At 53.2% G+C, this 25,719-nt stretch carries 23 protein-coding genes; 12 read left to right on the forward strand and 11 right to left on the reverse strand.

What is annotated here, in order from left to right; translation table 11 throughout:
* The first annotated feature begins 350 nt into the window (after nt 1–350).
* The 3 genes from IP582_RS11970 (at nt 351) to IP582_RS11980 (ending at nt 1,812) form a co-directional block, all read left to right on the forward strand.
* Nucleotides 351–821: an Hsp20 family protein gene (locus tag IP582_RS11970; RefSeq protein WP_039076969.1), complete on the forward strand. Its 471-nt coding sequence runs from the start codon at nt 351–353 to the stop codon at nt 819–821.
* Between the two features lie 224 nt (nt 822–1,045).
* Nucleotides 1,046–1,252 carry a hypothetical protein gene (locus IP582_RS11975; protein WP_193796082.1) on the forward strand — a complete coding sequence of 69 codons (207 nt, stop codon included), beginning with the start codon at nt 1,046–1,048 and terminating at the stop codon, nt 1,250–1,252.
* A 293-nt stretch (nt 1,253–1,545) separates the two neighbouring features.
* Nucleotides 1,546–1,812 carry a DUF333 domain-containing protein gene (locus tag IP582_RS11980; RefSeq protein ID WP_072039689.1) on the forward strand — a complete coding sequence of 89 codons (267 nt, stop codon included), beginning with the start codon at nt 1,546–1,548 and terminating at the stop codon, nt 1,810–1,812.
* Here the strand turns inward: IP582_RS11980 and hslJ are convergent.
* The gene (gene hslJ / locus IP582_RS11985) at nt 1,806–2,234 is read right to left on the reverse strand and encodes a heat shock protein HslJ (RefSeq protein ID WP_193796083.1); all 429 of its coding nucleotides are present in this window, start codon (nt 2,232–2,234) and stop codon (nt 1,806–1,808) included. The genes IP582_RS11980 and hslJ overlap by 7 nt on opposite strands.
* Before the next feature lie 112 nt (nt 2,235–2,346).
* Entirely contained in the window at nt 2,347–3,336 is a 990-nt protein-coding gene (locus tag IP582_RS11990; protein ID WP_193796084.1) for a 2-hydroxyacid dehydrogenase, read from the reverse strand.
* A gap of 208 nt (nt 3,337–3,544) precedes the next feature.
* On the opposite strand from IP582_RS11990, the gene IP582_RS11995 reads away from it, so the two are divergent.
* On the forward strand, nt 3,545–6,187 hold the full coding sequence (locus IP582_RS11995; RefSeq protein WP_193796085.1) for a YdbH family protein: 2,643 nt from the start codon (nt 3,545–3,547) through the stop codon (nt 6,185–6,187).
* Nucleotides 6,184–6,378, forward strand: coding sequence for a YnbE family lipoprotein (locus IP582_RS12000; protein WP_039076974.1), 195 nt, complete (start codon nt 6,184–6,186; stop codon nt 6,376–6,378). The genes IP582_RS11995 and IP582_RS12000 overlap by 4 nt, the downstream gene beginning before the upstream one ends.
* A gap of 6 nt (nt 6,379–6,384) precedes the next feature.
* Here the strand turns inward: IP582_RS12000 and azoR are convergent, their stop codons facing one another.
* On the reverse strand, nt 6,385–6,990 hold the full coding sequence (gene azoR / locus IP582_RS12005) for an FMN-dependent NADH-azoreductase (protein ID WP_039076975.1): 606 nt from the start codon (nt 6,988–6,990) through the stop codon (nt 6,385–6,387).
* 202 nt (nt 6,991–7,192) lie between these two features.
* Between azoR and hrpA the strand changes: the two genes are divergently transcribed.
* Nucleotides 7,193–11,095, forward strand: coding sequence for an ATP-dependent RNA helicase HrpA (gene hrpA / locus IP582_RS12010; protein WP_193796086.1), 3,903 nt, complete (start codon nt 7,193–7,195; stop codon nt 11,093–11,095).
* Nucleotides 11,096–11,250: 155 nt separating this feature from the next.
* On the opposite strand, the gene IP582_RS12015 is transcribed toward hrpA, so the two are convergent.
* Genes IP582_RS12015 through IP582_RS12035 form a run of 5 tightly spaced genes read right to left on the reverse strand, consistent with a single transcriptional unit; the run spans nt 11,251 to nt 16,505 of the window.
* Entirely contained in the window at nt 11,251–11,910 is a 660-nt protein-coding gene (locus IP582_RS12015) for an O-methyltransferase (protein ID WP_193796087.1), read from the reverse strand.
* Nucleotides 11,911–11,925: 15 nt separating this feature from the next.
* The gene (locus IP582_RS12020; RefSeq protein ID WP_193796088.1) at nt 11,926–13,314 is read right to left on the reverse strand and encodes an efflux transporter outer membrane subunit; all 1,389 of its coding nucleotides are present in this window, start codon (nt 13,312–13,314) and stop codon (nt 11,926–11,928) included.
* Entirely contained in the window at nt 13,311–14,393 is a 1,083-nt protein-coding gene (locus IP582_RS12025) for an HlyD family secretion protein (RefSeq protein ID WP_039076979.1), read from the reverse strand. Before IP582_RS12025 ends, IP582_RS12020 begins: the two co-directional genes overlap by 4 nt.
* A 25-nt stretch (nt 14,394–14,418) precedes the next feature.
* Nucleotides 14,419–16,074, reverse strand: a complete 1,656-nt coding sequence (locus tag IP582_RS12030) for an MFS transporter (RefSeq protein ID WP_039076980.1) — start codon at nt 16,072–16,074, stop codon at nt 14,419–14,421.
* Nucleotides 16,074–16,505: a MarR family winged helix-turn-helix transcriptional regulator gene (locus tag IP582_RS12035; protein WP_071194114.1), complete on the reverse strand. Its 432-nt coding sequence runs from the start codon at nt 16,503–16,505 to the stop codon at nt 16,074–16,076. Before IP582_RS12035 ends, IP582_RS12030 begins: the two co-directional genes overlap by 1 nt.
* Before the next feature lie 215 nt (nt 16,506–16,720).
* Between IP582_RS12035 and IP582_RS12040 the strand changes: the two genes are divergently transcribed.
* Together IP582_RS12040 and aldA are read left to right on the forward strand one after the other, a co-directional pair.
* Nucleotides 16,721–17,518: a YdcF family protein gene (locus tag IP582_RS12040; RefSeq protein ID WP_193796089.1), complete on the forward strand. Its 798-nt coding sequence runs from the start codon at nt 16,721–16,723 to the stop codon at nt 17,516–17,518.
* Between the two features lie 198 nt (nt 17,519–17,716).
* Entirely contained in the window at nt 17,717–19,156 is a 1,440-nt protein-coding gene (gene aldA, locus IP582_RS12045; RefSeq protein WP_039076983.1) for an aldehyde dehydrogenase, read from the forward strand.
* Nucleotides 19,157–19,499: 343 nt separating this feature from the next.
* Here the strand turns inward: aldA and IP582_RS12050 are convergent, their stop codons facing one another.
* Together IP582_RS12050 and gap are read right to left on the reverse strand one after the other, a co-directional pair.
* The gene (locus IP582_RS12050; RefSeq protein WP_370551811.1) at nt 19,500–20,390 is read right to left on the reverse strand and encodes an alpha/beta hydrolase; all 891 of its coding nucleotides are present in this window, start codon (nt 20,388–20,390) and stop codon (nt 19,500–19,502) included.
* Nucleotides 20,391–20,529: 139 nt separating this feature from the next.
* Nucleotides 20,530–21,531, reverse strand: coding sequence for a type I glyceraldehyde-3-phosphate dehydrogenase (gene gap, locus IP582_RS12055; protein ID WP_039079140.1), 1,002 nt, complete (start codon nt 21,529–21,531; stop codon nt 20,530–20,532).
* Nucleotides 21,532–21,713: 182 nt separating this feature from the next.
* Here gap and cybB point away from each other — a divergent pair, with 182 nt between their 5' ends.
* The 3 genes from cybB to IP582_RS12070 all read left to right on the forward strand — a co-directional run bounded on the left by cybB (nt 21,714) and on the right by IP582_RS12070 (nt 24,388).
* Nucleotides 21,714–22,244, forward strand: coding sequence for a cytochrome b561 (gene cybB / locus IP582_RS12060; RefSeq protein ID WP_193796091.1), 531 nt, complete (start codon nt 21,714–21,716; stop codon nt 22,242–22,244).
* 216 nt (nt 22,245–22,460) lie between these two features.
* Entirely contained in the window at nt 22,461–23,786 is a 1,326-nt protein-coding gene (locus IP582_RS12065) for an MFS transporter (RefSeq protein ID WP_039079138.1), read from the forward strand.
* Nucleotides 23,787–24,151: 365 nt separating this feature from the next.
* Complete coding sequence (locus IP582_RS12070; protein ID WP_193796092.1) at nt 24,152–24,388, forward strand: DUF1272 domain-containing protein; 237 nt, start codon at nt 24,152–24,154, stop codon at nt 24,386–24,388.
* Nucleotides 24,389–24,392: 4 nt separating this feature from the next.
* Here IP582_RS12070 and IP582_RS12075 read toward each other — a convergent pair whose 3' ends face one another.
* Nucleotides 24,393–24,872 carry a tetratricopeptide repeat protein gene (locus tag IP582_RS12075; RefSeq protein ID WP_193796093.1) on the reverse strand — a complete coding sequence of 160 codons (480 nt, stop codon included), beginning with the start codon at nt 24,870–24,872 and terminating at the stop codon, nt 24,393–24,395.
* 180 nt (nt 24,873–25,052) lie between these two features.
* Here IP582_RS12075 and IP582_RS12080 point away from each other — a divergent pair, with 180 nt between their 5' ends.
* Complete coding sequence (locus IP582_RS12080) at nt 25,053–25,709, forward strand: MgtC/SapB family protein (RefSeq protein WP_193796094.1); 657 nt, start codon at nt 25,053–25,055, stop codon at nt 25,707–25,709.
* Nucleotides 25,710–25,719: the final 10 nt, after the last annotated feature.

Genomic DNA, 25,719 nt, shown 5'->3' on the forward strand with positions numbered 1-25,719 from the left:
AGTCAGTATAGACAGCAAGGAACCAAAGGTTTTTGATCTCATGGGCTTTAGCGAAAGTTATAAGCCTGAGAAATGTATTGTATTCCGTCGTTCGGCGCTGGTCGTAACCTGTTGAGTACGTCGCGTTATGTCCACTCCCGGAAAATAGCGCAATTTTGTGATCGCCATTTTCCCTTGAGTAGCACTAATTCGTTTTGCGAGGACGGTATGCGAATGTCTGTAGCGGGTCGCAGGAAAAAAATTTTCCTTCAGGGCTTGAAAAACCGTTTTCGGCGCTTATTTTTATCAGCGGACAAGCCACGCTTGCCTTTAACTTGAACTTTTGAATCCAATATTCAGGAGGTTAATTTATGGCACTCAGAACCTTGTCAGCACTTCCGGGCTTTTCTGATTCTGTCTTTGCTGACCGATTCAACCGTATCGACAAACTTTTTAGTCAGTTAACCGGGGATTCGCCTGTCTCGGCGTTACCGGCCTATGACCTGAAAAAAGTCGACGAAAATAACTACCTTCTAAACGTAAGCGTTCCAGGCTGGAAAGAAGACGAGCTGGAAATCGAAACCGTAGGCGGCACGCTGCATATCTCTGGTAAACGTGCGGTTAATGACTCTCAGGATGAACAAGGTTGGATTTACAGAGGCATACGACGTTCTGATTTTCGGTTAAGTTTCTCGCTGCCAGAGCATGCTAAGGTCAGCAATGCGAAACTGGAAAGCGGCCTTTTAGAGGTGAATATCTACCAGGATATTCCTGAGCATGAAAAACCCAGGAAAATTGCCATTGAGAACAGTCAAAAAGTGATTGAGCATCACGCCGGATAATTTCCGTTAATAGTTTGCCTGTCTTAGGCCCGCTCTGGCGGGCCTTTTTTGTACACGCAATCTGCCTTTTATCCGGGGATCCGCAGGGGCCTGTTGGCGCGCAATGTCTTTTCTGCCAATGCAGTTGCTCACAGCTTCCTGGATACGTTTAAACATCGCATACAGCTTTTTACTTTTGCTCCCGCAATATAGCCGCTGCAAGTTATCAACTTACAGGGTCATTGATGATGGGTAAGACGTTAAGAACGGCGTGGTTTTTACTGATTTTATCATTGGGCTCGGCGGCAGCTTACACAGATCAGCCACCGGTTCTTCTGCAAGGGCATAATAATATTGTCCGGCATTCCTCGGGAGAGGGTGATCTTGCCGAAAATCCGGATGAACATGTACGGGAATCGATGGAGCAGTTCTTCCGTAAGGCACAACGCTAAAAAGGTGTGTGAGTAAACATCTTCGAAGCCTGTCCATCTGACAGGTTTTTTTATTTCCAGCCTGCACAATGGCGCACGATTGTCTCGTTATACATCAATTTTGACTGCGTCTTATCTCAAAATCCGTTTCAGGCATAACGTCAATTACTGTCTTGCGATGTGCTATTTTGCGTTTGCGCAAAAAATAGCATCAAAATGTTTCCAGAGCGCATAAAGGTGCAGTTTCGGTCTCGACGTAACGGACTGTGCTGCCTATGATGCTTAGGTTTTGCTAAATCATTGGGGGATGAAAAATGCGTTCAGCGTTTTGGGTAGGGTGTGCTGTTTTATTACTCTCTGCATGCAGCAGTGAACCCGTTCAGCAGGCAACGGCCGCACATGTGGCGCCGGGGTTACGTGCGTCAATGTCCAGCAGCGGTGAGGCGAATTGTGCAATGGTCGGTGGGTCATTGTCTGTCGCACGCCAACTGGATGGATCTGCAATCGGGATGTGTGCACTTCCTAACGGCAAACGTTGTAGCGAACAGTCGCTTGCCGCCGGAAGTTGTGGCGCTTACTGAGCCTGATCGGCCTGGGTATAAATTAACGTTTGATCGGCAGTTGTCAGCGTAAGCTGACCATCGGTCAGATCGACCTGGGCACCTTCACTGAGCATTTTACCGATGATGTTGTCCAGTGCGTTGCGCTCGGCATCAGCACACATCATGCGCGTCATGGCCATCTTTTTCACCGTCAGCGTGCCTTCGGACAATTTCCCCTGGCCCGTAAAGCGATTGCACATACTGCCAGAGACAACCATTTTATTGTCAAAATGGATGTCTGCCGGATGCTCGCCTTTCTCGACAGCTTGTCCGTTGACCGTATCGAGCACGAAGCGATGCTGTGCAAGCTGCGTCTCGTTTACTGAATTCTTGCTCACACCATGGCTTACACAGCCGGATAGCAGCACGCCAAAGGTTAACAGGGTAATGATCCTTTTCATTGGGTCCTCAAAGAAAATCAACGTAACGGCAGGATAGTAACAGACTGCGGTAATTGAGTGTTGGCAGGAATTGTCTTAAAGGGTTCCCTTCGGATGAAGGGAACCTCAGTGTTTACACCAGTGCGTTCGGGCAGGTTTCGCCGTTCTCAAGCTGGCGCAGATTATTCAGTGTGGTTTCTGAAATGCTGATCAGCGCTTCTGCCGTCAAAAATGCCTGATGCCCGGTAAAGAGCACGTTATGGCAGGCCGACAGGCGACGGAAAATGTCGTCCTGAATGACGTCATTAGATTTGTCTTCAAAGAAGAGATCGCGTTCGTTCTCGTACACATCCATCCCAAGCGAACCGATTTTCTGGTTTTTCAGCGCTTCAATCGCTGCCTGCGAATCAATCAGACCGCCACGGCTGGTGTTAACGATCATGACGCCATCTTTCATTTGATCGAAGGCCGCCTGGTTAAGCAGGTGATAGTTTTCTGGCGTCAGTGGGCAGTGCAGGGAGATAACATCAGACTCGGAAAAGAGCGTCGTAAGGTCGACATATTCTACGCCTAACTCGAGTGCGGCAGCGCTCGGGTACGGATCAAACGCCAGCAGGCGCATACCAAAACCTTTCAGGATCCGCAGCGCGGCAACGCCAATTTTCCCGGTACCGATAACCCCCGCCGTTTTACCGTACATGGTAAAACCCGTCAGCCCTTCGAGTGAGAAGTTGGCATCACGGGTGCGCTGATACGCGCGGTGAATACGACGGTTCAGTGCCATCATCATACCGATAGCGTGTTCTGCCACGGCTTCCGGGGAATATGCCGGCACTCGAACCACGTGGAGTCCCAGCTCTTTTGCCGCATCCAGATCGACGTTATTGAAGCCAGCGCAACGCAGTGCGATGAATTTAACGCCATGCTTTTTCAGCTCTTCCAGAACCGGGCGACTGCCATCATCGTTAACAAAAATACAGACGCCTTCGCAGCCATTAGCCGTTTTTGCCGTTTTCTCTGTGAGTAGAAAGTCAAAAAATTCAATCTCGTAGCCGAACTTCTCGTTTACGTGCTGCAAATACTTTTTATCGTATTGCTTTGTGCTGTATACCGCGAGTTTCATAAGACTTTCTCCATTAGGTTTGTCACCACATTAACATGGTTAAAATAATTGTGTAAATACTAAAAAATAATTGATAAACAGAGACATATAAAACAGTTTAAAACATCTACGCTTAAAAGGGGCAGCGACTTCACCTGTCAGGCTAAACATGCCACAATAATGGCCAGAATCGGCTTAATTATACGCAAAATCAGGATATTAACTGCCCATGAAGGGTAAATACAAAGCCGCAATCGCATTGCTACTGCTGTTTATTCTGCTGCCGTTGACGCTGCTGCTGACGCTCGCGTATTGGGTGCCGACGCTTGCAGGCATCTGGCTGCCCGCAGGCACACGTATAGTCTTCGAAGAAAGCCCACGTTTTACCCGTCACTCGCTGCAAATCCCGGACCTGCATTACCTGATTGAAGATTGTCCTGTGGCGCTGGTCAAAAATGCGCAACTGACGCACCCGAGCCGCTGGAAACTGGATATAGGGTCGCTGGACATCAACACCACCTGTTTAGCGAAACTTCCTGAGACAGAACCGTCGCCAGGTGCGCCGACAACGCTGGCCGAATGGCAATCCATGTTGCCGAAAACGTGGGTTAACATTGACCGTTTCACCGTCTCGCCCTGGCAAGAGTGGCAAGGAAAAATCTCGCTGGCGTTATCCAAAGAGAATCAGGATCTTCACTATAACGGCGACCAGGTCTCCTTTAAGGCCCGTCTGCGCGGACAGATGCTCACCCTGACACAAATGCAGTTACGTCTGATCGAGGGCGAACAGCCTGTCACGCTGAGCGGCGAGTTTGTCCTGCCAAATGTACCTAACGGCATACCGGTTAATGGCCATGCCCAGACCACGCTCACGCTGCCAACGGAACCGTCGCTGGTCGATGCCGATCTGGAGTGGCGCAATAATGAAGGGCAACTCATTATTACCGCACGCGACAATCCGGAACCTATTTTGGATCTGCCCTGGCAGGCGACACGTGAACGGTTAACCATCAGCGATGGGCGCTGGAACTGGCCTTATCAGGGTTTCCCACTAAGCGGGCGCGTCGGATTACGTATTGATGGCTGGCAGGAGGGTTTGCAGAAAGCAGAAATCAGCGGGCGTCTGAACGTTCTGACGCAGGGCGATGCCGGAAAAGGGAATGCGGTACTCACCATAGGACCGGGGCGTCTGAATATGGTGAACAGCGATATGCCACTGCAACTGACGGGTGAAGCTAAACAGGGAGAGATGATCTTCTACGCCGTGCTGCCTGCGCATCTGACGGGCGGGCTCAGCGACCCGACACTGGCATTTACGCCCGGCGCGCTGTTGCGCTCAAGCGGACGCGTGATCGACGCGCTCAATATTGATGATATTCGCTGGCCACTGGCGGGCGTTAAAGTTACTCCGAAAGGCGTGGACGGGCGCTTACAGGCCATTTTGCGTGCCCATGAAAATGCGATGGGGGATTTTGTTTTACACCTTGACGGCCAGGCGCGTGATTTTCTGCCAGACGATGGTTTGTGGCAATGGCGTTACTGGGGGACGGGTAACTTTACCCCAATGAGCGCCCGCTGGGATGTCAACGGACGCGGCGAATGGCGTGACAAAACCATTTTGCTCAGCGATCTATCTACCGGTTTCGACCAGTTGCAGTACGGCACGATGCATGTAAGCTCGCCTCGTCTGGTGTTGAATGAGCCGGTGCGTTGGTTGCGCGATGAGGATCACCCCTTTTTTAGTGGCGCGTTAACCCTGGATGCCGGGAAGACCACCTTCACTGGCGGGAGCGTGCTGCCACCTTCAACGTTAACGTTTAGCGTAGAAGGGAGCGAACCCACCATCTTCCAGTTCAAAGGCGATTTACGCGCTGAAAAAATTGGCCCGGTACGGGTAAACGGACGCTGGGACGGTGAGCGCCTGCGCGGCCAGGCCTGGTGGCCGCGCCAGTCGCTGACAGTGTTCCAGCCGTTGGTGCCGCCAGACTGGAAGATGAATTTATTGGACGGTTCTTTGTATGCCCAGGTGGCCTTTTCTGCCGCCGCCGGGCAGGGTTTTGAGGCGGGTGGGCACGGGGTGTTGCGTGGCGGCAGCGCCTGGATGCCGGATAACCAACTCTCCGGTGTCGATTTTGTTCTTCCTTTCCGTTACCGCGAAGGTCACTGGCAACTGGGTACACGCAGGCCGGTTTCGTTGCGTATTGGCGAAGTGGTTAACCAGGTGACGGCACGCAATATTGCCGCCGATTTACAGGGCAGTTATCCCTGGAGTGAAGAAAATCCCTTACAGTTGAGTAACGTCAGTATTGATGTGTTGGGCGGCAAGGTCACGATGAGTCAGTTACGTTTACCGCAACGCGATCCGGCTCTGCTCCGCTTGCGCAATATCTCATCAAGCGAGTTAATCAGCGCCATTAACCCTAAACAGTTTGCGATGTCTGGTCCTTTTGACGGCGCGCTACCGTTATGGCTCGATAACAACGGCACATGGATTATCAAAGACGGCTGGCTGCATAACCCCGGCCCCATGACTTTGCGCGTGGATAAAGACACGGCAGATGCGCTGGTGAAAGACAACATAGCAGCCGGTGCGGCTATCAACTGGCTGCGCTATATGGAGATTTCACGCTCATGGACGACGCTCAATTTGGACCGTCAGGGCGTGCTAAAAATGAAGGCGGCCATTAAAGGCACCAGTTTTGTAGAAGGAAAAAGTAATACGGTGAACCTGAACTATACCCACGAAGAGAATGTCTTTGCGTTGTGGCGCAGTTTGCGCTTCGGCGACAATCTTCAGTCGCTACTAAAACAAAAGGCAAAGCTGCCTGCGGTTCCCTGTGCGAACGGAATAGAGTGTGAGGATAAACAATGAAAACCCTGCCAGTGATAATGATGACGATGATGCTGGCTGCCTGTACGCCGAGGATTGAAGTGGCTGCGCCGAAAGAGCCGATTACCATCAATATGAATGTGAAGATCGAGCACGACATCAATATTAAAGCAGATAAGGAAGTGGAGACATTGCTGGAGAAACAGAACCCTCCTGCGAGCGCAGGAGGGTAATAACACTTAGGCTGCGACCAGGCTGTCGATCGCCGCTTTTGCGTCGGTCTGCGCTTTGGTGGCAACTTCCGGACCGTAAGCAATACCTTCTGCAAACACGAAGTTCACGTCGGTAATACCGATAAAGCCCAGGAACAGTTTCAGGTACGGTGCAACCAGATCGCTTGGGGTATCTTTGTGAATACCGCCGCGGCTGGAAACAACAACAACGCGTTTACCGGTTACCAGACCTTCCGGGCCTTTCTCGGTATAACGGAAGGTGACGCCAGCACGAGCCACCAGGTCAAAATAGTTTTTCAGCTGTGTCGGGATGTTGAAGTTGTACATCGGGGCATTAATGACGATCACATCATGCGCTTGCAGTTCTGCAATCAGTTCGTCAGAAAGGGCCAGCGCTTCCTGCTGACGCGGTGTCAGCGGGGCGTCGGAAGGACGCAGCGCGCCAACCAGTTCGCCATCCAGCACCGGAATAGGGTTTGCCGCCAGATCGCGAACGGTGATCTCATCAGCGGCGTGTTTTGCTTTCCACTGATCAACGAAATAGTCAGCCAACTGACCAGACTGAGAGTACCCTGCCAGAATACTGGATTTAAGAACTAATACTTTGCTCATGGGTGTATCCTTGTTATTTGATATGGGGGCGCGTGCCCCGTTACTGAATGACACTCTATTCACAAAATTGCTGCATGAATAGCGCAATATATCGAATCCTCTATTCAAATTTCTTGAACAAGAAATGATTTATTACGATGTGGTATCCTACAAGTATTAAGCCAAAGAGATTTTTCCCGTCAGTGCGCTGACCGATAACACTATGACAGAACAAAAGAAATTGACCTTATCCGATCTTCATCAGCAGTTAGACTCGCTGATGCTACGCGATCGGTTGCGTTTTGCCCGCCGCCTGCAGGGAGCAAAGAAAGTTAAAAATCCTGAAGCACAGCAGGGCATTATTCAGGCGATGGCTCAGGAGATGAACGAAGCCGCAGGGAAGGTGATGCTGCGTGAAGCCTCACGTCCCGCCATTACCTATCCCGATAACCTGCCGGTAAGTCAGAAGAAACAGGCGATCCTTGAGGCTGTACGTGACAATCAGGTCGTGATCGTTGCGGGTGAAACCGGCTCCGGGAAAACCACCCAGTTGCCAAAAATTTGTATGGAACTGGGTCGTGGGGTGAAAGGGCTGATTGGCCATACCCAGCCGCGCCGCCTGGCGGCACGCACCGTCGCAAACCGCATTGCCGAAGAGCTACAAACCGAGCCGGGCGCTTGTATCGGCTATAAAGTCCGTTTTAGCGATCATGTCAGCGACAACACCCTGGTGAAGTTGATGACTGACGGCATCCTGCTGGCAGAAATCCAGCAGGATCGCCTGTTGATGCAGTACGACACCATTATTATCGATGAAGCGCACGAGCGCAGTCTGAACATTGATTTCCTGCTCGGCTACCTGAAAGAGCTGCTACCCCGGCGTCCGGATCTGAAAATTATCATTACGTCGGCGACCATCGATCCGGAGCGTTTCTCGCGCCACTTTAATAATGCGCCGATCATTGAAGTATCCGGTCGTACTTATCCGGTGGAAGTACGCTACCGACCCATTGTCGAAGAGGCGGACGATACCGAGCGCGATCAGCTACAGGCCATTTTCGATGCGGTGGATGAACTAAGCCAGGAAGCGCCGGGCGATATCCTGATTTTTATGAGCGGTGAGCGTGAAATCCGCGATACCGCCGATGCGCTGAACAAGCGCGATCTGCGTCATACGGAAGTGTTGCCACTCTATGCGCGGCTGTCTAACAGTGAGCAGAACCGCGTTTTCCAGTCACACAGCGGGCGACGCATTGTACTGGCGACCAACGTTGCGGAAACGTCGCTGACGGTGCCGGGTATTAAATATGTGATCGACCCCGGTACTGCGCGTATCAGCCGCTACAGTTACCGTACCAAAGTACAACGCCTGCCGATTGAGCCGGTTTCCCAGGCTTCTGCTAACCAGCGTAAAGGGCGCTGCGGGCGTGTTTCCGAAGGGATCTGTATTCGTCTCTATTCAGAAGACGATTTCCTCTCCCGTCCGGAATTTACCGACCCGGAAATCCTGCGTACCAACCTGGCGTCCGTTATTCTGCAAATGACCGCGCTGGGACTGGGCGATATTGCCGCGTTTCCTTTTGTTGAAGCGCCGGATAAACGCAATATTCAGGACGGTGTGCGTCTGCTGGAAGAACTCGGTGCTATCACCACTGATGAGCAGGCCACTGCTTATAAATTAACCCCACTTGGGCGTCAGCTCAGCCAGTTGCCGGTAGACCCGCGTCTGGCTCGCATGGTGTTGGAAGCGCAAAAACACGGCTGTGTACGCGAGGCGATGATCATCACCTCAGCGTTGTCTATTCAGGATCCGCGTGAACGTCCAATGGACAAGCAGCAGGCGTCCGATGAAAAGCACCGTCGTTTCCACGATAAAGAGTCTGATTTCCTTGCGTTCGTGAATCTGTGGAACTACCTTGGCGAGCAGCAGAAAGCCCTCTCGTCGAATCAGTTCCGCCGCCAGTGCAAGCTGGATTACCTCAACTACCTGCGCGTGCGCGAGTGGCAGGATATCTATACCCAACTGCGCCAGGTGGTGAAAGAGTTGGGGATCCCGGTGAACAGTGAACCGGCAGAGTACCGCGAAATCCATATCGCATTGCTGACCGGGCTACTGTCGCATATCGGGATGAAAGATGCTGACAAGCAGGAGTTCACAGGTGCGCGCAATGCGCGTTTCTCTATTTTCCCTGGTTCCGGTTTATTCAAAAAGCCGCCGAAATGGGTCATTGTGGCTGAACTGGTCGAAACCAGCCGCCTGTGGGGGCGCATCGCGGCGCGCATCGATCCGGAATGGGTAGAGCCTGTCGCTCAGCATCTGATCAAACGTTCTTACAGTGAACCGCACTGGGAACGTTCGCAGGGCGCAGTGATGGCAACGGAGAAAGTGACGGTTTACGGTTTGCCGATCGTGGCTGCCCGTAGCGTGAACTACAGCCAGATTGATCCGGCCCTGTGCCGTGAGTTGTTCATTCGCCACGCGCTGGTGGAAGGCGACTGGCAGACGCGCCATGCGTTTTTCCGCGACAACCTCAAATTGCGTGCCGAAATCGAAGAGCTTGAACATAAATCCCGTCGCCGCGACATTCTGGTCGATGACGATACGCTGTTTGAGTTCTATGACCAGCGCATCAGCCACGATGTGATTTCTGCCCGCCACTTTGATAGCTGGTGGAAGAAGGCGAGCCGTGAAACCCCGGATCTGCTCAATTTTGAAAAGAGTATGCTGATCAAAGAAGGGGCGGAGAAGGTCAGCAAGCTGGACTACCCGAACTTCTGGCATCAGGGCAACCTGAAACTGCGTCTTACCTATCAGTTTGAACCGGGTGCGGATGCCGACGGCGTGACGGTGCATATTCCGCTGCCGTTGCTCAATCAGGTTGAAGAAAGCGGCTTTGAATGGCAAATACCGGGGCTGCGTCGTGAGCTGGTCATTGCCCTGATTAAGTCGTTACCCAAACCGGTACGACGCAACTTTGTGCCAGCGCCAAACTATGCGGAAGCGTTTTTAGGCCGCGTAACGCCGCTTGAACTGCCGCTATTAGATGCGCTGGAGCGTGAGCTTCGGCGTATGACGGGGCACACGATTGATCGCGATGACTGGCACTGGGATCAGGTTCCCGATCATCTGAAAATCACCTTCAGGGTGGTGGATGAGAAGAACAAGAAACTGTCAGAAGGGCCGTCATTAAGTGCACTGAAAGCGTCGCTGAAAGGAAAAGTGCAGGAGACTCTGTCTGCGGTGGCAGACGACGGTATCGAACAAAGTGGGCTGCATATCTGGAGCTTCGGACAGCTTCCGGAAAGTTACGAGCAGAAACGCGGCAACTATAAGGTGAAGGCCTGGCCTGCGCTGGTGGATGAGCGCGACAGCGTAGCCATTAAGCTGTTTGATAATCCGCTTGATCAGCAACAGGCTATGTGGAACGGCTTACGCCGTCTGCTGTTGTTGAATATTCCATCGCCCATCAAATACTTACATGAGAAGTTGCCGAACAAAGCCAAGCTCGGGCTGTACTTTAACCCGTATGGCAAAGTACTGGATCTGATTGATGATTGTATCTCGTGCGGCGTCGATAAGTTGATTGACGAGGCGGGGGGACCAGTCTGGACGGAAGAGGGCTTTACGGCGCTGCATGAGAAAGTCCGTGCTGACTTGAATGAAACGGTCGTTGAGATAGCCAAACAGGTCGAGCAGATCCTCACGGCGGTGTTCAATATTAACAAGCGTCTGAAAGGGCGTGTGGATATGACCATGGCGCTGGGGTTGTCAGATATTAAGGCGCAAATGAGCGGGCTGGTCTACCGTGGTTTTGTCACTGGCAATGGTTTCCGCCGTCTGGGTGATACGCTGCGCTATCTGCACGCCATTGAGAAGCGTCTGGAGAAGCTGGCGGTTGATCCGCACCGCGACCGGGCACAAATGCTGAAAGTCGAGCAAGTTCAGCAGGCGTGGCAGCAGTGGCTGAACAAGCTACCGCCAGCGCGTCGTGAAGATGAAGAGGTCAAAGCGGTTCGCTGGATGATTGAAGAGCTTCGCGTCAGTTATTTTGCGCAGCAACTCGGCACACCGTATCCGGTTTCCGATAAGCGCGTGTTGCAGGCGATGGAGCAGGTGAGCGCGTAGTTTTTTCTTGCATCCCGAATGCGGTGCAGATTTTCTCCCTCTCCTGTGGGAGAGGGATCCCCACAAAAAATGCGAGCACGAACGCTCCCCTCTCCCTGAGGGAGAGGGCCTGGGTGAGGGCATCAGGCCGCACGATGCCTTCCGGGAACTAACGCTTACGCATTCACCCACGCCAGGGTAAATCCATCCCACCCTTTAACGCCTACGGTCTGAATCGCGGTCGCGGTCAGCCGTGGGTCTTCGCCCAGCATCTCAATAAAGGTTCTGACGCCCTGAACCCTTGCGTCATCACTCTGTGGGTTGGTCACTTCACCGTCGCGAACCACATTATCACCAATGATTAACGTACCGGGGCGGGAATAGCGCAGTGCCCAGCGCAGGTAATCCGGGTTGCTCGGTTTGTCGGCATCAATGAAAATCAGATCAAACGGCGGATGTTCGCCCAGTTGTTCAAGGGAATTGAGTGCAGGGCCTTCAATAAGCTTTACTCGCTCAGCCACTCCTGCCAATTGCAGATTCTGCCGGGCAATACTGGCGTGATGCGCGTCGGCTTCCAGCGTCAACAATTCCCCGTCGGTCGGTAACTCGCGCGCCATCCAGATGGTGCTGTAGCCACCGAGAGTCCCTATCTCAAGGATACGTTTAGCCCCCGTCATGCGCACAAAAAGGGCCAGTAACTGACCCTGGTTGGCCGCCACATCAAAGGCGGGAAGCCCTGCCTGCTGGTTATTCACCAACACCTGCTCAAGGACGTCATCTTTTGGGATGAGTTTTTCAATCAGATAGTTATCAACATTGAACCACTGTTTCTGCATAACATAACTCCCTGGTTAATCGCGCACTGCGGGCGTGGACCATCCACCGCCGAGTGCGCGATATAAATCGATTTGTGCCAGTAACAGGTTACTTTTGGCCTGAACGACGCTGAGCTGCGCGGAGAAGAGCGTGCGTTGGGCATCAAGCTCATCAAGATAGGACGAGTAACCATTGCGATAGCGGTTTTGCGCAATGCGTAATGCCTCCTGCGCGACCAGCGTTTGCGCCTGCAATTCCGCCAGTTGTTCCTGCAAATGCATTATCGCATCCAGACTGTCGTTGACCTCTTTAAAGGCATTTCTTACCGTCTTTTCATAGCTATACAGCGCCTGGTTTCGTTGTGACGCTGTCACGTCTACCTGCGCATTCAGCGCCTGACGATTAAGCAACGGAGCCAGAATACTGCCGCCAACACTCCATAGCTGGAGCGGGTTATCCAACAAGCCGGGCAGGGTTCTGTCCTGAATGCTGCCCGTGGCGGTGAGATTGATGGATGGCAGCAAACTGGCGCGCGCGGAAGCCAGCGTGGCATCGGCGGCGATCAACTGTTGCTCCGCCTGGGCAATATCCGGGCGACGATTAAGCAGTGACGATGGCAGGTTTGACGGGATGCTCAGCGGCGTGAGTTGATCGAGTTCATTTTGCCGGGCGATGCTGCCAGGGTTGGCGCCAATGAGCAGACTAAGCGCATTTTCCTGCTGGGCGATTTGGTGACGTAAACCGGGAATTTGTGCCCGCGTCGCGCGCATCTCAGAATCTGACTGCATCAGTTCCAACCGCGAGCTGTATCCCGTTTCATACTGACGCTGCGCCAGCCTGAACGCTTCTTCCCGGGCTTTTAAGGTCGATTCTGTTACCCGTAATTGATTATCAAGCGAAAGCAGACTGACATAGCCGGAGGCAACCGAGGCGGCGACGGTTAAATCAGCCGCTGCGGCTGCGGCTTTTTGTGCCGCCAGCGAGGCTTGTGCGGCATCGCTGGTAGTGCGATGAACGCCCCAGATATCCACATCGTAACTGGCCGTGAGCGTGCCTTTATACAAGGTGCTGTAGATAGGCAGGCCGGTGGCCGCAGACTGGCTCCGGGCGCGCGTGCCGCTCACACCGGCACTGAGCGAAGGAAAAAGACTGCCCTCTGTGCCGTAAACCCGTGCCTGGTACTCATTGACTCGCTCACGGGCAATCAGCACGTCGCTGTTATAGCGCAGCGCCTGGTCTACATAACCGTTGAGCGCATTATCGTGAAAATTGCGCCACCAGACCTTTTCGACCGGGCTCGACGGACCAACGGCGCTCCGCCAGGCCGCCGGGATCTGTAACGTGGGTTTCGCCGGTTTTACGTCAACGGACTGACACGCCGTCAGCAACAGGCAAGTGAGTGCCACGAGAGGACGCACAGTCATTGCTTCGCCTCCCGGGTATCAATATGGACCTGTACCGACATGCCGGGGCGCAGGCGGGCGACGTCTTCTTCTTTGCCATTCACTTCAATGCGCACCGGGATACGCTGGGCGATTTTCACAAAGTTGCCCGTGGCGTTGTCCGGTGAGATGGCGCTAAATTCCACGCCAGTCGCCGGAGAGATACTCTCCACACGGCCTTCAAACGCTTTACCGTCGAGCGCATCGACGGTGAATCGTACCGGCTGACCAGGATGAACATTCGCCAGTTGCGTCTCTTTAAGATTGGCGATAACCCAGTGTTGGGCGGGGACCAGCGACGTCAGGTGCGTACCGGCGGTGACATATGCCCCCAGTCTGACGCTAATTTGTCCAAGCTGGCCGTCGCGCGGGGCGACAATGCGGGTGTTTTGCAGGTCGATGTCTGCCAGTTCTAGCGCCGCTTTGGCATTTTCCACATCCGCTTCCAGGGAACCGCGATTAACGATAGTGGTTTGCAGATCCTGACGGGAGACGTCAAGGGTGGCCTGTGCCTGCGCAATACTGGCATTGCCCTGCGCCGCGCTGGCGAGAGCCGCGTCGCGTTCACGAACAGAGAGCGAACCGTCTTCACTCAGGGCTTTTACGCGTTTAAGGTTCGCCTGCGACTGGATATTCTGCGCTTTCGCACTGGCCAGCGCTGCCTCGTTACGCTGAATCACCGCCTCGGCACTTTTCCGTTGCTGAATATTGTTATTCAGCGCGGCGATTTTCATTGCCAGTTGCGCCTGTGCCTGATGGACGCGCTGACGATAAATACGATCGTCAATCTGCATCAGCAGGTCGCCTTTTTTTACCCTGGCAAAATCCTGAACATTCACCTGCGTAATATAGCCGTTCACCTGAGGACTGATGAAAGTCGTCAGACCGCGCACGTAGGCGTTATCGGTAAACTGGGTTTGCCGGGTAAAAGGGGGCAACTGCCAGGCATAAAGAATCACCAGTACGCCAACGATGCCAATAGCGGCAGCGGCGAAAATTGATACAACACGCAGGTTACTGCGGGTATTTGCCCGCTCTTTGGCGGCATCCTGCTGGCTCATAGATACTCCAGTAAAGTTAACACTCTTATTTTTTGGTTCCGGTTGCCTGTCTTAATACGATACGCGCGGTGATACGCAGGCGTAGCAGTCGCCAGAATATCCACACCAGGGTGGCTGCCGCGACGGAGGCGGTTAACAGATAAGTATCGTTATAAGCGAGAATATTCGCTTCCAGCGTCGAGACGTTTTGCAGTTGGGTGGCGGCCTGTACGCTCAGTAACGTACTGTCACCGATCATGCTCTGGTACATCTGGCTGTAGAGTTGCAGCCGTTCGTTGACCAGTGGGTTAAGCGTGGTGAGCTGGTCGGCAAGCAGGCTGGAGTGGTATTTCTCACGCCAGGTCTGGAATGTCCCCAGAATGGCCGAACCCAGTAGGCCGCCAATATTTTGGCTCATCCCAAACAGTACCGAAAAGCTAACCAGATTACGCGGATCGGCTACCACGCCGCCGATCCCGGCCAGCATGGCGGGCGCGAGGAAGAAGGCGCTGCCAAAACCGAGCAAAAACTGGCTTATCATCAGTTGGTCCGGGCGCGTCAGGCTGGTTGACTGGCTGTCCATCAGCGAGGCAATGATCATCAATACCAGCGAGGTAACGATAGGCCAGGACAGGCGTTGGGGCTTGATCGTCAGACAACTGGCGATAATGCCGCAGATAATCCCGGCAAGAATAGACCACGCAAGGTTGGTCATCTGTTCGTTCTGCAAACCGACATACTGCAACCAGCCAAATACACCGGTGTTTTGCTCTGCCAGCACGATACGGATTAACAGCATGATTAAACCAAGCCGCACAATGCTGCCGCTGGAGAGCCAGCGCGTATTTAAGAGCGGGTTGCTGCGGTTATGCTCGAACACAATAGCGCTCACAATCAACACCACCGCCAGCGCCAGTGACCAGCCAATCCACGGCGCTTCAAACCACCAGTCGAGACGACCCAGCGACAGTACGGCGCAAATCAGCGCCATACCGGGCGCAAGCAAAAAGAAGGTAATAAAATCCTTCTTTTCAAAGACTTTCTTGCGATCGCCGGGCGGAAGTTTGAGCATCATCACGCAGGCGAGGGAGATCAGCGCCAGACCCAGTTCGAAAAAGTACAGGCCACGCCATTCATCAAGTTGCAGGAGTTCGGTGGAAAACAGCCTCGCGATGGGAATAGCCAGCGACGAACCGGTGATGCCGATCGTCAGGGCTTTCAGTCGATGACGGGCAGGCCAGGCCTGAATTTGATAATAGATCCCAAGCGAACTGAGTGCGGCAGCGACCATGCCGTGGGCCGCGCGCACCAGTAAGGCTGAACTGAGATCGTTAACGAAGAGGTGAAAGAAGGTCACCAGCACGTACAGTACCAAAAATCCTTCGGTAAAGGCGCGCAGCCCAAACTGCTGGCGGAACTTGACCAGCAGCAGGTTAATAGACACATTCGTCATTACGTAGACGGCGGGCAGCCAGGCAATTTCCGTCGACCAGGCGGCAAAGGTACCTTGCAGGTTTTGCAGATTAGCGGTGACCATGGCATTACCCAGCGCCCCGGTCATACAGACCAGCAGGCCAACGATGCCATAGGCGATGCGTTTCGGCGTGCTGTGAAACGGGGTCGAGGGTGATCCCAGCAGCATCGGCTTTTCGTGGGGCGCCCATTCTCGTGGCGCATACGGATCGCTTTTCGGCAGGCGCATTACTTCTTCTCAACCTCAATGAGCAGTTTTTCCAGCACCCGGCGGGTTTGTGCCTGCTCCTCAGGGCTGATGACCGATAAAATTTCTTCGCGCAGGCTATCTGCCACGGTCTTTACCTGATGGTAAAGCGCCATGCCTTGCTCTGTTGCGACCAGCAGGCGTTTGCGCTTGTCCTGATCGGTCAGTACGCGCTCTACCAGTTGCTGTTCCACCAGGCGATTAATCAGCGGCACCAGCGTGGCGTTCTCAATGCCCAACTCCTGTGCGAGTTCACTCTGCGACAGCGGGGTTTCATTGCGCGCGATAGCGGCGACCGCAACCCAACTGGCCTGACTCATGCCCAACCCTCGCAGGCGACGGTCAACCGCCAGGCGCCAGTGATGGGCCGTGAGATAGAGCAGGTGAGAGAAAGTGAGGTCGCGGTTATCCATATCGTTTTCTGATGATTAGTTAGATATCTAACGAGTTTATCGTTCACGGCGTGAATATTTCAAGTGTATTAGAAAGCTCAGGTTTTGTTGGAAAGCGCTTAAAGATAACAATGCCCAGGGAAGGGTCGGCATAATGGACGGGATCGTAGGGTGCTTTACGCTGTAGTTACGCTTCACTAAGCTGTACTGAGGCTTAAAAATGGAGGGCTCTTTCCATGATGAATTTTCCCCGCCTGGCTGAACAGACGCTTGCGGCTGCCAATACGCTGGGTCAGTGGCTGGCGCAAAATGATTTTGTTAGCAAGCCGACCCCCGTGCGTGCCGATGCGGTCATCATTCCTGGCCATTCGGTGATTCCAGTGATTGATGCCGCCTGTGCTATAGCTTCGGCTCAGCATATTCCGCTGATCATTAGCGGCGGCATTGGGCACTCCACGCCATTCCTTTACGCCGCGGTTTCCCGGCACTCTGCCTACAATTTAATCCCTACCACGGGGCGCAAAGAGGCGGAAATCATTGCGGATATCGCAGAGAAATTCTGGAAGATTAAGCGCAAAACGATTTTTGTCGAAAAACAGTCGACGAATTGCGGCGAAAATGCCCGGTTCTCGATGGATATGATGTTGTCAAACGGCATGAACGTCAAAACCGTATTGATTGTGCAAGATCCCGCGCTGCAGCGCAGAACGATGGCGACATTTGCCCGGGCAAGCCAGGGCTGCGCCAGTGCCCCCCACTGGCTGAGTTACTCAGGGATTACCCCTGAGCTAATGAATACCGCCGATGGTCTGGCTTTTGTATCCCCGAAAGAAGGGCTATGGCCAGTTGATCGGTATTTATCACTGATTCTGGGCGAAGTGCCGCGCTTAAGAGATGACGCGCAGGGCTATGGCCCGGCAGGACGCGATTTTATTGTTCACGTTGATTTTCCCCCGGCGGTTGAGGAAGCGTGGCAGATTCTTCAGTCCGATGCGCTGCTTTACGAAAAGCTGCGCCGGCGTTCGCTGGTTTAAACGATGCCCGTTTGCGTCGACGCTGGCGCAAACGGGCAATCAATGTTGGTTTGATGTTATTTCATTGTTGCATTTATGCTTTTCTTTTATGAGTTGACTCACAAAACTCGCTCTCCACCATGGGAAACAGGCCGTGCACTTGTAGATTTTTAACAATGAGTTCACTTGTTAAAAACAATGTCATTACAGGAGCAGGTCATGACAGCACCCGTACAGCACCCTATGTATATCGATGGTCAATTTGTTACCTGGCAGGGCGATGCCTGGATTGATGTCACCAACCCGGCAACGGAAGCGTTGCTCTCGCGTATCCCGGACGGGACCGCGGAAGATGCGCGCAAAGCGATTGATGCCGCTGATAAAGCGCAGCCTGCGTGGGAAGCATTGCCTGCCATAGAACGCGCCGGGTGGTTACGCAAAATTGCCGCCGGTATTCGTGCCAGAGCGAGCGAAATCAGTGCGCTGATTGTTGCCGAAGGCGGCAAAATCCAGCAACTGGCGGAGGTGGAAGTCAATTTCACCGCCGACTATATCGATTATATGTCGGAGTGGGCGCGTCGCTATGAAGGTGAAATTCTCCAAAGCGACCGTCCCGGCGAAAATATCTTCGTCTTCAAGCGTCCGCTGGGCGTCACCACCGGGATCCTGCCATGGAACTTCCCGTTCTTCCTGATTGCCCGCAAACTGGCGCCAGCGCTGATTACCGGCAACACCATTGTCATCAAACCGAGTGAATTTACCCCTAATAACGCCATCGCTTTTGCGCAGATAGTGCATGAAGTGGGATTACCCAAAGGGGTCTTTAACCTGGTACTGGGCCGGGGTGAAACCGTGGGCCAGGAGCTGGCGGGCAACCCGAAAGTGGCGATGGTCAGCATGACGGGCAGCGTGGTCGCGGGCGAAAAAATCATGGCCGCGGCGGCGAAAAATATCACCAAAGTCTGCCTCGAACTGGGCGGCAAAGCTCCGGCAATCGTCCTTGACGATGCCGATCTGGAATTAGCGGTGAAAGCCATTGTCGATTCCCGCGTGATCAACACCGGGCAGGTCTGTAACTGCGCCGAACGTGTTTATGTGCAGAAAGGCATTTACGACCGTTTTGTTAATCGCCTGGGCGAGGCGATGAAAGCGGTGCAATTTGGTGATCCAGGCCAGCGCAATGATATCGCAATGGGGCCGTTAATTAACGCCGCCGCCCTGGAGCGCGTAGAATCCAAAGTCGCCCGCGCGGTGTCGGAAGGGGCGCGCGTGGTGCTGGGCGGTAAAGCGGTAGAAGGTAAAGGCTATTTCTATCCGCCAACGCTGCTGCTGGATGTGCGTCAGGAGATGTCCATTATGCATGAAGAGACATTTGGTCCGGTGCTGCCAGTTGTGGCATTCGATACGCTGGAAGAGGCGCTGGCGATGGCCAATGACAGCGATTACGGTCTGACGTCCTCTGTCTATACGCAAAACCTGAATACCGCGATGAAAGCCATTAAGGGGCTGAAGTTCGGTGAAACGTACATTAACCGCGAGAACTTCGAAGCAATGCAGGGATTCCATGCCGGCTGGCGTAAGTCAGGGATTGGCGGTGCCGATGGCCGTCATGGGTTGGAAGAATATCTGCAAACCCAGATGGTCTATCTGCAGGCATAACGGGATATCCCCGGTGGCGCTTTGCTTACCGGGGCTACTCAGGGCACGGCTCGATCGCGTAGCCCGGATAAGGCGGTTTGCCGCCGCATCCGGGAATTTCCCCGGTGGCGCTGCGCTTACCAGGGCTACTCATGGCACGGCTCGATCGCGTAGCCCGGATAAGGCGGTTTGCCGCCGCATCCGGGAATTTCCCCGGTGGCGCTGCGTTTACCAGGACTACTCAGGGCACGGCTCGATCGCGTAGCCCGGATAAGGTGGTTCGCCGCCGCATCCGGGAATTATCCCCGGTGGCGCTGAGCTTACCAGGGCTACTCAGGGCACGGCTCGATCGCGTATTTACGACTCACACCTTCGTTTCCATCCAGTTCATCATCAGATCCGGCCATACCGCGGCAGGTAACCCCTGCGCATCGCGGATACCAAAACCATGTGCGCCCAGCTCGAAAAGGTGCATCTCAACCGGCACGCCAAGACGACGCAGCGCGCTAAACATCACCACACTGTTTTCTACCTTTACCGCCGGGTCATCCACCGCGTGGAGTAAAAAGGTCGGCGGCGTATTACTGTCCGCGCGTTCTTCTAACGAATAATGATTAATCTGCTGCTCCGTTGGCGTATCGCCAATGAGTTCGTGGCGCGAACCGGGATGGTCAATCTCCGCCCGCATAGTGATAACCGGATAAACCAACGCCATAAATGCCGGACGGGCGCTAAATCCATCAATGTCATCCCGTACCGGATAGACCTTTTCGGCGTAGCGTGTCCCAAGGCTGGCGGCAGCATGGCCCCCTGCGGAAAACCCCATCACGCCCAGACGATCCGGGTCAAGCTGCCATTCACGCGCCCGCGCCCGCAGGGTGCGCATCGCGCGTTGAACATCGGCAAGCGGGGCGTTGGCGCCTTCGGTATGACCGTCACCCGGAAGGCGATAGGTCATCACAAAGAGTGTGTAACCCCGTGCGTTGAAGAAGGGCGCCAGGGCGCTGCCTTCTTTATCGAGTACCACGCGGCGGTATGAGCCGCCAGGCGTCACGAGGATACCAACCCCATTGGGTTTTTCCGGCGCGTAAACGGTAATTTGTGGCGCACGAACGCCGGTGACAGAACGGTCAAACGCTGACGGGCCAGTATGATTTTCTTCCAGTTGAAAAACCGTCGGGCTGGCAATGGCGCCGGGCGCTTCGCCCTGCGGCCAGACCGGAAATGTCGAGCAACGATCTACCGCGTCTTGCATAAGGGCAACTAACTCTTGCGTACTGATGTGCTTCACGCCGTATCTCCACAAATTGAAACGGTGGTTTATATCACAGGCATCAGCCAGAAAATGTGGGCGAGGTGGGAAAAGCGGGTGGCAAAACCACCCGCTTCATAACTTAGAGTTGACGGTATTTTTCCAGAACGCGAACCAGTTGGGTGACGAAGCCATATTCGTTATCGTACCAGGAGACCGTTTTGACTAATTGCAGGTCGCCCACCTCGGTGATTTCGGTCTGCGTGGCGTCAAACACCGAACCGAAATGGCTACCAATGACGTCAGAAGAGACAATCTCTTCGTCGGTATAACCGAAGGATTCGTTATTCTCGGTGGCTTTCTTGAGCGCCTGATTAACGTCGTCCGCAGTGACTTTTTTGCCGAGAACGGAGACCAGCTCTGTGACGGAACCGGTTTTCACTGGTACGCGTTGAGCATGACCTTTCAGCTTGCCGCTCAGGTCTGGAATGACCAGACCAATCGCTTTAGCTGCCCCTGTGGTATGCGGAATAATGTTTTCCGCAGCGGCACGGGAGGCACGAAGATCCTTCCCGCGAGGTCCATCTACCAGTGCCTGGGTGCCAGTATAGGCATGGATAGTGGTCATCGTGCCGACCTTAATGCCAAAGCTGTCATGCAGCGCTTTCGCCATTGGGGCAAGGCAGTTGGTGGTACAGGAGGCGACCGAAATAATGGTGTCCTGGGGGGTGATCGTGTCGTCATTGACGTTAAACACGATGGTTTTCATCTCGCCAGCCGGGGCAGAGATCAACACTTTTTTCGCCCCTGCTTCCAGATGCGCCTGTGATTTTTCGCTGGAGGTATAGAAACCGGTACACTCCACGATGATCTCAGCGCCTGCGCTGCGCCAGGGAATGTGTTTTGCCTCTTTTTCTGCATAAACGGTGATTTTTTTACCGTCGACGATCAACGAATCTTCTGTGAAGTCCACGCTCCAGCGGAACGGGCCGTAGTTTGAGTCGTGCTTTAACAGATAAGCCAGCACTTTCGGGGAGGTTAGATCGTTGATAGCAACAACTTGTGCATCGCTGCCCACTTCGAGCAAACGGCGCAATACCAGACGACCAATACGCCCGAAACCATTAATGCCAATTTTACTCATCACTCTTCTCCTTCGGGTTCAAAAAAATCACTTCACCAGGCATAGCCTGGGTTACACACTACGGCAAATGACAGCTTCTCATCCAGACGTAAACGATTGATAATTGATAAAGAAAAGTTAATGAATTTTTAAGAAAAGCCCGGTATGTTGGCTTTTCTTCTGTTTCGTTTCAGGATTTTCATATGCGCAGCAACTATTCCGGGCTTCAGATTGCTATACACTGGCTGGTGTTTCTTCTGGTCATTGTCACGTATTGCGCCATGGAGTTTCGTGGTTTTGCGCCGCGCGACTGGCGTCCCTATTTCAATATTGTCCATGTCTCCTGTGGCATCACTATTTTGGTATTGATGATCGCACGCCTGTTGGTTCGCCTGAAAAGCCCGACACCGCCCATCGTGCCGAAACCGTCACCGATGCTGACCGGACTGGCGCATCTTGGCCACCTGATCATTTACCTGCTGTTTATCGCTCTGCCGATTCTGGGCCTGTTAATGATGTATAACCGCGGTGGTAACTGGATTGCTTTTGGTTTGTCGATGCCACATGCAGCCGAAGCCAATTTCGATCTGGTTGATATGCTTAAGGAATATCATGAGACGCTGGCGATGTTTGGTTATTATGTCATCGCCCTGCATGCATTGGCCGCGCTTGCACACCATTATTTCTTCAAAGACAACACGTTATTGCGCATGATGCCGAAGAAACGTGTATAAATATAAATGCGATAGCGGTGTCATCATGCCGTTATTTTTAAGCCTCGCCTGGTTGCGGGGCTTATTTTTTGCTTAAAAGAAATGTGATCGTCTTTGGTTTTTCACCGAGAAAGCAGGGCGGCTATCACATTTTGGGCGTTAGTTGCTGTGCGAAATTCGAACTGTCAGTGTAGATAGTATATCTATTATAGAAACACTGTCATAAATGGAGGAGCTATGACACAGCCTGCACAGCAATCTCTCGAACGGACGGTTTTGTCGGAGGATGCCACTACGTCACGCAAATTACGTAAAGTTCTGCTGGCCACGGGCGTCGGCCATTTCGTCGAATGGTTCGATTTTGGTCTCTACGGAACACTCGCAGCCATCATCGGTTTACAATTCTTCCACGCGGAAAATCCCAGCGTGGCGCTGCTGTCATCGTTCGCCGTCTTTGGCGCGGGCTTTGTCATGCGTCCACTCGGCGGTCTGTTTTTTGGTTCTCTTGGCGATCGGAAAGGGCGGCAAAAAGTCCTTGCTACCGTCATTCTTCTGACCTCGGGCGCGACCTTTGTGATGGGGTTGCTGCCGACCTATCAGCAGATTGGTATTACGGCCACTGTGTTGCTGGTGATCACCCGACTCGTGCAGGGCTTTGCCGCCGGTGGTGAAAGTTCCGGTGCAACAACCTACCTGGCAGAATACGCTCCCGTTAACAAACGCGGCTACTTTACTTGCTGGATAGATAACTTTGGCTTTATGGCATTTGTGGCAGGCTCCGGGCTGGTCTTTCTGTTGACGGCATTTCTGGGCGAAAGTGCCATGAATGACTGGGGCTGGCGAATCCCGTTCCTTATCGCCGGGCCATTAGGCTGGGTTGGTCTTTATCTGCGAACGCATCTGGAAGATTCACCCGAGTTCCTGGAAGCGAAAAAACAGGGGCAAACGGACGCCACACCGCTGCGTTCGGCGGTGACCCATGCCTGGGCGGCGCTGCTTTTCTGCGTGGGATTTGTGGTCATCAAAGCGGTCGGCCACTGGACGCTGCAAACCTTTATGCCCGGTTACCTTTCGACAGAGCTGCACTATTCAAAGCTGGATTCGTATGCCATCACCACGATAGGCCTGTTTTCAGTCGCGGTACTGGTACCCTTTATGGGCTATTTATCCGATAAATTTGGCCGTAAGCCGTTGATGCTGACGGGATGTGCCGGTTTCATTCTGCTGAGTTACCCGGCGATGATGCTCATGGCCAACGGTGATATGTTCTCAGCGGTGCTGGCAATGGTGATGCTCGGCGCGTTTATTGCGGCCTTCGACGGTGCCTGCAGCGCGGCGATGGCGGAGCTCTTTCCCACCAGTGTACGTTATGGCGGCTTGTCCATCGCCTACAATTTCGCTGTCGCCTTCTTTGGTGGTATTACGCCGTGGTTCTCTATCTGGCTGATAACCTCGACGGGGGACAAATTCTCTCCGGCGTATTATGTGATGGCCGCTGCGTTGATTACCTTCCTGACAGTCCTGCGCGCCCGCGAAACGGCTGGCTTGCCCCTGAAGCGGTAATGGGGCGCCCGGTAGCCATGTTGCTACCGGGTGTTTATCTCTTGTGCTAAAGGCGATCAAAAAGCAATCATTCGATCGGTTTTGTCGATCAATGATATATTTTTATTTGATTAATCCTTTCAATGGCATAGACTCACTTCTGTTCTGCCTGTTAGGCCAACACCAGAAAAGGCAGAACATGTTGCCCTGGCAAGACCTACGCGGTCTTTAAGATTGCTCAAGGATGGCGTAATAGTTCATGCCAGGGCGACACCCTTAAATCCAGCCATGATATTTTTCCGTGCTCGTGCTTTATTTATGTCGGTATGTTATTGAATGAGATTGAACAGAACCGACGTTGATATCGCACCTTAAAGGAACACGTTATGCTGGAATTGAGACCTGGCTGCGAATGCTGCAATACCGATCTTCCCCCCGATTCCACCCAGGCGCGCATTTGCTCGTTTGAATGCACATTTTGTGAGGATTGCGCGCAGAAGATGGCAATGCGCTGCCCGAACTGCGGCGGTGAACTGGTCAGGCGACCCCGCAGGCGGGCGGCAAAACTGGTGAATAACCCGCCATCAACAACCCGCATTTTTAAACCGCAAGGGTGCGCTTAATTACTTACGCCCCGGTGAGATTCCGGGCGTAATAATGCAGCGCTTTTTGATAGCGTTTAATATTCTCTGTCGGTGAATGCTGTGCAAGCAGTTCCAGCATCATCGACATCGCTTTATCGTGTTCGCCAAGGTTATGCAGGCAGAGGGCATAAAACGGGATAATTTCTGTTGCCTCTGGCCAGGTTGCCAGTGCTTCGGCAAAACGGGCTTTGGCTAAAGTGTATTTCCCCAGACACCGGTAAGTGCAGGCGAGGCCAAATAGCGCTTCAAATTTGTCTTCTCCTTCAAGCCCTGCCTCTAAAGCGGCTTGATAATATATTTCCGCTTTATCCTCAATGCCCTGGTTGTCCCAGGACCAGGCAACATTGAGCAGCGCGCGTGCCTTTAATTCCTCAATGTTAATAAGGCCTTCAAGTAATTCACGGCTTTTTTCATATTCGCCCCCCTTACGCAGAGCAATGGCGGTGTGCAGGTTCTTTTCCATAGGTTCTGTTTCAAAGCCTCAGCCAGATTTACGTCATCCCCGACAGTAAAAGGAATAACAGGAAAGAGAAAGAGGATTTTCCTCGATACACGGCGTCATTGATGCTTACCTTGCGTTCGCGCTGAGATGTGCTTTGGTTGAATAAAGTGACAGTCGTGAGGATAAATAAGGAAGCGAAAAATGGTGACTGATTTATTGCTACGCGTGGCGCTGGCGGGGTTACTTGGCGGGCTTATTGGTCTTGAACGTCAGTTGCGCGCTAAAGACGCCGGATTAAGAACGCATGTTCTTGTCGGAATTGGTAGCGCGCTGTTTATGATTGTCTCCAAATATGGTTTTGAGGATATTTTGCAGGAGAATCATGTGGCCCTGGATCCCAGCAGGGTGGCGGCACAGGTGGTCAGTGGCGTGGGGTTTCTGGGGGCCGGGACCATTATTATTCAAAAGCAGATCGTCAAGGGGCTGACCACAGCGGCAGGAATGTGGGTCACATCAGCCATTGGGTTGGTTATTGGCAGCGGAATGTATGCCATTGGGATCTATGGCGCATTTATGACGCTTTTCGTCCTCGAAGTCTTCCGGCAGTTAAGTCATCATTTTTTGAGCAAGCATTATGGCGTGCAGATAAAACTGAAACCGGAAAGTGTACCCATCGTTTTGGTCGCGTTGCAGGAGAGGAAGGTTAAATTTGCCTTTCGCTCCCTGAAAAATAGCCAGACGGGCGATAAAACAAGCGAATTGTTTCTCGTTTTAACGCTACGCCCCGGTACGCCAATAAGCGATATTGGCGCGGATTTATCCCGCATTGAAGGCGTGAAATCGTTGGCGGTTAAATGAAAACCGGCTT

Source organism: Citrobacter sp. BDA59-3 (genome assembly GCF_015167655.1).
Taxonomy (GTDB): Bacteria; Pseudomonadota; Gammaproteobacteria; order Enterobacterales; family Enterobacteriaceae; genus Phytobacter; species Phytobacter diazotrophicus.

What these genes read in the sequence shown, in the direction of transcription:
- IP582_RS11970 (WP_039076969.1), top strand. Translation starts at nt 351, where the DNA reads ATGGCACTCAGAACCTTGTCAGCACTTCCGGGCTTTTCTGATTCTGTC.
- IP582_RS11975 (WP_193796082.1), top strand. Translation starts at nt 1,046, where the DNA reads ATGATGGGTAAGACGTTAAGAACGGCGTGGTTTTTACTGATTTTATCA.
- IP582_RS11980 (WP_072039689.1), top strand. Translation starts at nt 1,546, where the DNA reads ATGCGTTCAGCGTTTTGGGTAGGGTGTGCTGTTTTATTACTCTCTGCA.
- hslJ (WP_193796083.1), bottom strand. Translation starts at nt 2,234, where the DNA reads ATGAAAAGGATCATTACCCTGTTAACCTTTGGCGTGCTGCTATCCGGC.
- IP582_RS11990 (WP_193796084.1), bottom strand. Translation starts at nt 3,336, where the DNA reads ATGAAACTCGCGGTATACAGCACAAAGCAATACGATAAAAAGTATTTG.
- IP582_RS11995 (WP_193796085.1), top strand. Translation starts at nt 3,545, where the DNA reads ATGAAGGGTAAATACAAAGCCGCAATCGCATTGCTACTGCTGTTTATT.
- IP582_RS12000 (WP_039076974.1), top strand. Translation starts at nt 6,184, where the DNA reads ATGAAAACCCTGCCAGTGATAATGATGACGATGATGCTGGCTGCCTGT.
- azoR (WP_039076975.1), bottom strand. Translation starts at nt 6,990, where the DNA reads ATGAGCAAAGTATTAGTTCTTAAATCCAGTATTCTGGCAGGGTACTCT.
- hrpA (WP_193796086.1), top strand. Translation starts at nt 7,193, where the DNA reads ATGACAGAACAAAAGAAATTGACCTTATCCGATCTTCATCAGCAGTTA.
- IP582_RS12015 (WP_193796087.1), bottom strand. Translation starts at nt 11,910, where the DNA reads ATGCAGAAACAGTGGTTCAATGTTGATAACTATCTGATTGAAAAACTC.
- IP582_RS12020 (WP_193796088.1), bottom strand. Translation starts at nt 13,314, where the DNA reads ATGACTGTGCGTCCTCTCGTGGCACTCACTTGCCTGTTGCTGACGGCG.
- IP582_RS12025 (WP_039076979.1), bottom strand. Translation starts at nt 14,393, where the DNA reads ATGAGCCAGCAGGATGCCGCCAAAGAGCGGGCAAATACCCGCAGTAAC.
- IP582_RS12030 (WP_039076980.1), bottom strand. Translation starts at nt 16,074, where the DNA reads ATGCGCCTGCCGAAAAGCGATCCGTATGCGCCACGAGAATGGGCGCCC.
- IP582_RS12035 (WP_071194114.1), bottom strand. Translation starts at nt 16,505, where the DNA reads ATGGATAACCGCGACCTCACTTTCTCTCACCTGCTCTATCTCACGGCC.
- IP582_RS12040 (WP_193796089.1), top strand. Translation starts at nt 16,721, where the DNA reads ATGATGAATTTTCCCCGCCTGGCTGAACAGACGCTTGCGGCTGCCAAT.
- aldA (WP_039076983.1), top strand. Translation starts at nt 17,717, where the DNA reads ATGACAGCACCCGTACAGCACCCTATGTATATCGATGGTCAATTTGTT.
- IP582_RS12050 (WP_370551811.1), bottom strand. Translation starts at nt 20,390, where the DNA reads ATGCAAGACGCGGTAGATCGTTGCTCGACATTTCCGGTCTGGCCGCAG.
- gap (WP_039079140.1), bottom strand. Translation starts at nt 21,531, where the DNA reads ATGAGTAAAATTGGCATTAATGGTTTCGGGCGTATTGGTCGTCTGGTA.
- cybB (WP_193796091.1), top strand. Translation starts at nt 21,714, where the DNA reads ATGCGCAGCAACTATTCCGGGCTTCAGATTGCTATACACTGGCTGGTG.
- IP582_RS12065 (WP_039079138.1), top strand. Translation starts at nt 22,461, where the DNA reads ATGACACAGCCTGCACAGCAATCTCTCGAACGGACGGTTTTGTCGGAG.
- IP582_RS12070 (WP_193796092.1), top strand. Translation starts at nt 24,152, where the DNA reads ATGCTGGAATTGAGACCTGGCTGCGAATGCTGCAATACCGATCTTCCC.
- IP582_RS12075 (WP_193796093.1), bottom strand. Translation starts at nt 24,872, where the DNA reads ATGGAAAAGAACCTGCACACCGCCATTGCTCTGCGTAAGGGGGGCGAA.
- IP582_RS12080 (WP_193796094.1), top strand. Translation starts at nt 25,053, where the DNA reads ATGGTGACTGATTTATTGCTACGCGTGGCGCTGGCGGGGTTACTTGGC.